Origin of the sequence: Pelagibius sp., from assembly GCF_028289705.1 — a bacterium.
Lineage (GTDB): Bacteria > Pseudomonadota > Alphaproteobacteria > Kiloniellales > Kiloniellaceae > Pelagibius.
Map to the genome: position 1 here is coordinate 1 of NZ_JANQOI010000036.1, position 5,304 is coordinate 5,304.

The 5,304-nt window shown below is 67.0% G+C and carries 5 protein-coding genes; all 5 read right to left on the minus strand.

All coding sequences use genetic code 11. The features are described 5' to 3' along the window. Positions 1–242: 242 nt before the first annotated feature. Positions 243–1,043: a hypothetical protein gene (locus Q0996_RS04750; RefSeq protein ID WP_299616566.1), complete on the minus strand. Its 801-nt coding sequence runs from the start codon at positions 1,041–1,043 to the stop codon at positions 243–245. A 74-nt stretch (positions 1,044–1,117) separates the two neighbouring features. Further along, positions 1,118–1,621, minus strand: coding sequence for a GNAT family N-acetyltransferase (locus tag Q0996_RS04755; RefSeq protein WP_299616568.1), 504 nt, complete (start codon positions 1,619–1,621; stop codon positions 1,118–1,120). A gap of 18 nt (positions 1,622–1,639) precedes the next feature. Continuing rightward, positions 1,640–2,785 (minus strand): aminotransferase class V-fold PLP-dependent enzyme, encoded by a 1,146-nt coding sequence (locus tag Q0996_RS04760; RefSeq protein ID WP_299616569.1) that lies wholly within the window; start codon positions 2,783–2,785, stop codon positions 1,640–1,642. An 84-nt stretch (positions 2,786–2,869) separates the two neighbouring features. Then, positions 2,870–4,294, minus strand: a complete 1,425-nt coding sequence (ccmI, locus tag Q0996_RS04765; RefSeq protein WP_299616571.1) for a c-type cytochrome biogenesis protein CcmI — start codon at positions 4,292–4,294, stop codon at positions 2,870–2,872. Beyond that, the coding region (locus Q0996_RS25465) for a cytochrome c-type biogenesis CcmF C-terminal domain-containing protein (RefSeq protein WP_322096638.1) at positions 4,291–5,304 on the minus strand (1,014 nt) is incomplete at its 5' end. The genes Q0996_RS25465 and ccmI, both read right to left, overlap by 4 nt.

The following is a 5,304-nucleotide window of genomic DNA, read 5'->3' on the forward strand; positions in this document are numbered from 1 at the left end:
AGATAAGGCGCGGCACAGGCTGCCGCCATCAAACAGACCGCCACCCCTGCCGTCCAATGCCGCGCCGCGCGTGGCGCTTTCCCTTTCAGAAACGTCGGCCGTTGGCCGACCCGATCCCTTCGCGCCCGCCGATCCTTCGGCGCGCGCCACAGCCCCAGGTTTTGCAAAGAAATGGCGGCCCCCCTCCACTCAATGCCCGACAGGAGAAGGATGTCATAGGCCCGGAGTCGCCTCAACGCACTTTAGGCGCGATCTCCCTCACAAGGGCTCGACTCTTCGCCTTGGGTAAAGCCCTCCGCCGCACAGCTTCCCAATGTCCCGCGATCGATCACACGGTGTCCGGAAGACTCGGAGGAGAGTTGTGACGCGCTGACCACCATCAGTGATACAAAGACCAGGCACAGAACGGCGCAGGTCATGGTGGGAATGAAGAATCCAGGCTTTAGGTAAGGCGACTTCTTCCACTTGGGTTTTTCCGAGTGATCGGACTCCTGCGAGATCAGATTCGCGCGCGTCCAATTCCACGTCATGTGCTCGAATGCGTCATAGATGACGAAGAGTGAATAGAGGCTGAGTCCAACACCAAGGAGGCTCAGAACAAAAGCCGGAATCGGCAGACATATCGCAATCTGGATTCTTGTTTCCTCGGTGAATGCGAGGATGTCAGTGCTGAACAGCAAGGCCAGGAACCCGGCCTGGGCGGAGATCAGCCAGGTGATCGTGGTCCAAAGCCGTGCTTTGACCATGTCCGACCGGCCTTGGAAGTACTTCCAAAGGTCGTAGTCCTCGCCCCCGGCAAGTTCCCTTATCTTGGCAAACGGGAGCCGTTCTTTGGGATCGAGGTCCTTCAAGTCTCGTTCCAGGGCGCTGATGACGGCATCGACATAGGCTTCGCAGCCTTCGCCATCGCTCAAGCCCGCGCGGTGTTGATCCTTACAACAGAGTTCAATGGTTTGAGCGCGCGCGTCCGCCTTTGGCTGTTTGCCCTTCAAGGCAGTCAGATAGGCTGTGGCAAGCCACCAGAACCCCGAGGGAACGGGCACCTTTGAACCTGCTGGGGTCGTGAAGCGGGAACCGGAAGTCTATCACAACAGCGAGCAGACCGCGACCGGATGTGCTAAACGGCCGGGCCCCAGCGGTAGAGGTTGCGGTTCATCTCCTCGACGAACCGCAGCGTCTTGAAACCGGCCTTCTGCAAAACCCTCTGCGACGCCGTGTTGTCCGGATGGGCAAAGGCCAACACCTGTTCGAGGCCGAGCCGGGCGGCCTGGTCGATGGCCGCTTGCGTCACCTCTGTGGCGTAGCCCTGTCCCCAGGCGGAACGATGGAAGAAGTAACCGACCTCCGCGCCCCAACGCCGGTCGAAGGGGTCCACGTAGAGGCCGCCCCAGCCGATGATCGCGTCGTCATCGGCAAGCGTGATGGTCCAGGCGCCGAACCCCGACTGTTCCGCCTGGCGCCGATGCGCCGCGAGGTACTCTCGGCACTGTTCGAGGCTGGTCATACGATCAGTGAAGCGCATGGTCTCGGGGTCGCCCAGAAAGGCGAAGGCCCGCTCCGCGTCGGCCTCCCGCGAAGGCCGCAGCAAGAGGCGCTGCGTTCGAACGCCGTCCTCACTCATGCAAGGTCGGACCGCGCCTCACCGCACATTGGTGACGGCGACGATCTCGTCGAGGGCTTTCTCCAGGTTGCCGACGGTGCGCTCGATGTTGTGCAACTTGTCCAAGCCGAAAAGGCCGATGCGGAAGGTCTGGAAGTCCGCCGGCTCGTCGCACTGCAGCGGCACCCCGGCGGCGATCTGCAGGCCCTGGGCGGCGAACTTCTTGCCGGTCTTGATGTCGCCGTCGTCGGTGTAGCAGACCACCACGCCCGGCGCCTCGAAGCCGGGTGCGGCCACAGATTTGAAACCGCGGCCGCTCAACAGCGCCCGCACCCTGTCGCCCAGTTCCTGCTGTTCGTCGCGCACCTTGCCGAAGCCATAGGCCTCGGTCTCCTGCACGGTGTCGCGGAAACCGGCCAGCGCGTCGGTGGGCATGGTGGCGTGATAGGCATGGCCGCCGTTCTCATAGGCCGCCATGATCTCCAGCCACTTCTTCAGATCGCAGGCGAAGCTGGAACTGGTCGTGCCGTCGATCCGCTTGCGGGCTTCGGCACTCAGCATCACCAGGCCGCTGCAGGGCGAGGCGCTCCAGCCCTTCTGCGGGGCGGAGATCAGCACATCGACGCCCACCGCCTTCATGTCCACCCAGATGGTGCCGGAGGCGATGCAGTCGAGCACGAAGAGCCCGCCGACGCCGTGCACCGCTTCGGCCAATGCGGTCATGTAGTCGTCCGGCAGAATCATGCCGGAGGACGTTTCCACGTGGGGCGCGAAGACGAAGTCGGGCCGCTCGGCCTCGATGGCAGCCACCGCCTCGGCGATGGGCACCGGGGCGAAGGGCGCCTGGTGCCCTTCTTCCACCGGCCGGGCCTTTAGGACGACGGCCTCGGAGGGGATGTCCCCCGCCTCGAAGATCTGGGTCCAGCGATAGCTGAACCAGCCGTTGCGGATGACCAGCACCTTCTTGCCGCCGGCGAACTGGCGCGCCACCGCCTCCATGGCATAGGTGCCGCCGCCGGGGACCACCACCACGGCCTCGGCGTTGTAGACGCCTTTCAGCGTCGCGGAGATGTCGCGCATCACCGCCTGGAAGGACTGCGACATGTGATTGAGGGCGCGGTCGGTGAAGACCACCGAGTATTCCAGGAGCCCGTCGGGATCGACGGTCTTGAGCAGGCCGGACATCGTGCGGTTCCCCTCTTGGCGGCGGCGCGTGCGGGTGGCTTATTCAGCCGCACCTTAGCCGAATTTCAGGGGGACGCGAGAGAATTACCGCTGTTCGGTTGAGACGCCGAGGCTGTCGGCCAGCCGGATGATCTGGTCACGCTTGGCCGGCTCGCCGGCGAAGGCGGCACTGGCGGTCTGCACCGCATCGCGGGCGGCCTCCGCATCCTGCAGCACGGCGTAGGAACGGATCAGCATCAGCCAGCCCTCGAGGTCCTGAGGCTGACCCTCCAACCGTGCGGCCAGGCCCTCCACCATGCCCCGCACCATGGCATCGCGGTCATCCGGGCTCATCTCCGCCGCCGCTGCGACTTCGGCGTCGCTGGGCCCGCGGACCGGGCGCTGCTCCGCAAGGCCCAAGGCCTCGGAGGCTTCGTCGAACTTCGCGAGCACGAAAGGGGCACTCGCGTAGTGTTCGCGGCCGGCGTCCAGGGCGGCCCGCGCCTCTTCGGCCTCGCCTTGCTCGGCCCGCATGCGGGCCAGTTCGATCCAGCCTTCCCAGTTCTTCGGCTCCGCCTCCAGGGCCGCGGCCAGCCGGTCGATGCGCGTGGCGGGGTCGGCGGCACCTTCCACCGGGATCGCCGCCTTGGCCAGTTCGGCTTCGCTGGCATCGGGCAGCAGCTCGGCCAAATCACGTTTCAGGAAGCGCGCCATGTTGACAATGTCGCGGCGCACCAGCGGCACCCAGGGGGCGCCGGCATCGGACTCGCCGAGCAACACAAGCCAGTCCGCCAGCGCCCCTTCGAAGTCCTGGGCCTGGGCCTTGGCAAGCGCCAGATAGTAGCGCGCCCGCGGGTCGTTGGCCTGCTGCACCGCCTGGGAGAAGATCAGCTTGGCGGCCAGCGGCACCTTGTTGCCGTTGGCCAGGGTCATGGCCTCGGCATAGGCCGAAAGCACCCCCGGGTCGTCGTCCGACAGTTCAGCCGCGCGGCGGTAGGCATCCGCCGCCGAGGCGTAGTCGCCGACCGAAGCATAGGAGCGGGCGAGCACCCACCAGTCCTCGAAGCTCTCGGCCTCGTCCCGCCCGCGCTCGATCGCCAGCATGGCCTGGCTCTCGCGGTCGCCGCCCGCCGCCCGCCGTTCCAGCAGCGCCGCCTTGCGCGCGGCCAGCGGCTGGTCCGGGATCGTCGGGGCGCCGACCCAGCCGTAGAGCCCCAGGGACCCGGCTGCCGCCAACAAGGCGACGGCCAAGGCCAGCAACGGCGCGCGCCGGGTGACCGAAATGCCGGTGTCCAGCGCGCGGGCCGCCCTGAGGGCACGGCTTTCGATTTCCTGATCGGCAGCATCGCGCTCGGCCGCGGAGATAAGGCCGCTGGCCGCGTCCCGGCCGACCTCTTCGCGCTGGTCGCGGTAGATCGAGATGGCGTGTTCGGCCTCGCCGGATTCCGACTGCCCGCGCAGCAGGAAGGGCCGGGCCAGCCAGAGAGCGGTGAGCGCCGCGGCGAGGGCGAGGACAAGCCAGAACATCATGACCCTCCTCCCCCCAGTTCATCCTTGGCCAGATTATCCTTGGCCAGAATATCCTTGGCCTGGGCCCGTTCGGCCGCGCTCAGCGCTTCCGGCGGCCTGCGCCGACGGCTGTAGTGCCGCGCCATCAAGGCCGCCAACAGCAGGAACGCCAGGGGCGCGGCCCAGAGCACCAGGGTCTTGGAGCCGACTGGCGGGCGCAGTAGCACGAAGTCACCGTAACGGGCCGTGACGTAGGCCATGACCGCGTCGTCGCTGTCTCCCGCTTCGATGCGCTCACGCACCACCATGCGCAGGTCGCGGGCGAGGTCGGCGTTGGAATCGAAAATCGACTGGTTCTGGCAGACCAAACAGCGGAGCTGCTTGCCGATGGCCTGGGCCCGCGCCTCCTTCGCCGGATCGTCGAACATCTCCCCCGGGGCGATGGCCGGGGCCGGCTGCGGAACACAGATCAACAGCGCCAGCAGCGCGGCGGTGGCCGCCGGGCGCAGGGTCCGGCGCGGTGCCCCGACCCTGAGGCGCCGGTCGCAGACCGAAATCAGCGCCCCCAACGCCATGACGAGCGCACCGGCCCACATCCAGACAACGCCGGGATTGTAGTAGTAGCGCGTGATCCAGCCGCCGGCGCCGTCGGGATCGCCGAGCACCGCATAGAGGTCGCCGTGCCAGAGGGTGACGATGCCGGCCTCCGTGGTCGGCTGGCGTTCCACCGGATACCAGCGCCGTTCCGGAAACAGCAGTGCCACGGTTTCGCCGTCGCGGGCGACCTTCACCGTGGCGATGGAGGTCTGGTAGTTGGCGCCGCGCCCGTTGCCGACATCGAGCAGGCTGAACTCGTAGCCGGCAACCTGCTGCGCCTCGCCCGGGCGCTGCACCTGGATCGCCTCGGTCTGCCAGACCGAGAGTGCCGCGACCCCGGCGACGGCAAGTGCCAGCCCCATGTGGCCGAAGACCAGCCCCCAGGCGGAGGTCGGCAGGCCGACGAGGCGCCTCATCGCGACCGATAGCTTCAC

What these genes read in the sequence shown, in the direction of transcription:
- Q0996_RS04755 (WP_299616568.1), bottom strand. Translation starts at nt 1,621, where the DNA reads ATGAGTGAGGACGGCGTTCGAACGCAGCGCCTCTTGCTGCGGCCTTCG.
- ccmI (WP_299616571.1), bottom strand. Translation starts at nt 4,294, where the DNA reads ATGATGTTCTGGCTTGTCCTCGCCCTCGCCGCGGCGCTCACCGCTCTC.
- Q0996_RS04760 (WP_299616569.1), bottom strand. Translation starts at nt 2,785, where the DNA reads ATGTCCGGCCTGCTCAAGACCGTCGATCCCGACGGGCTCCTGGAATAC.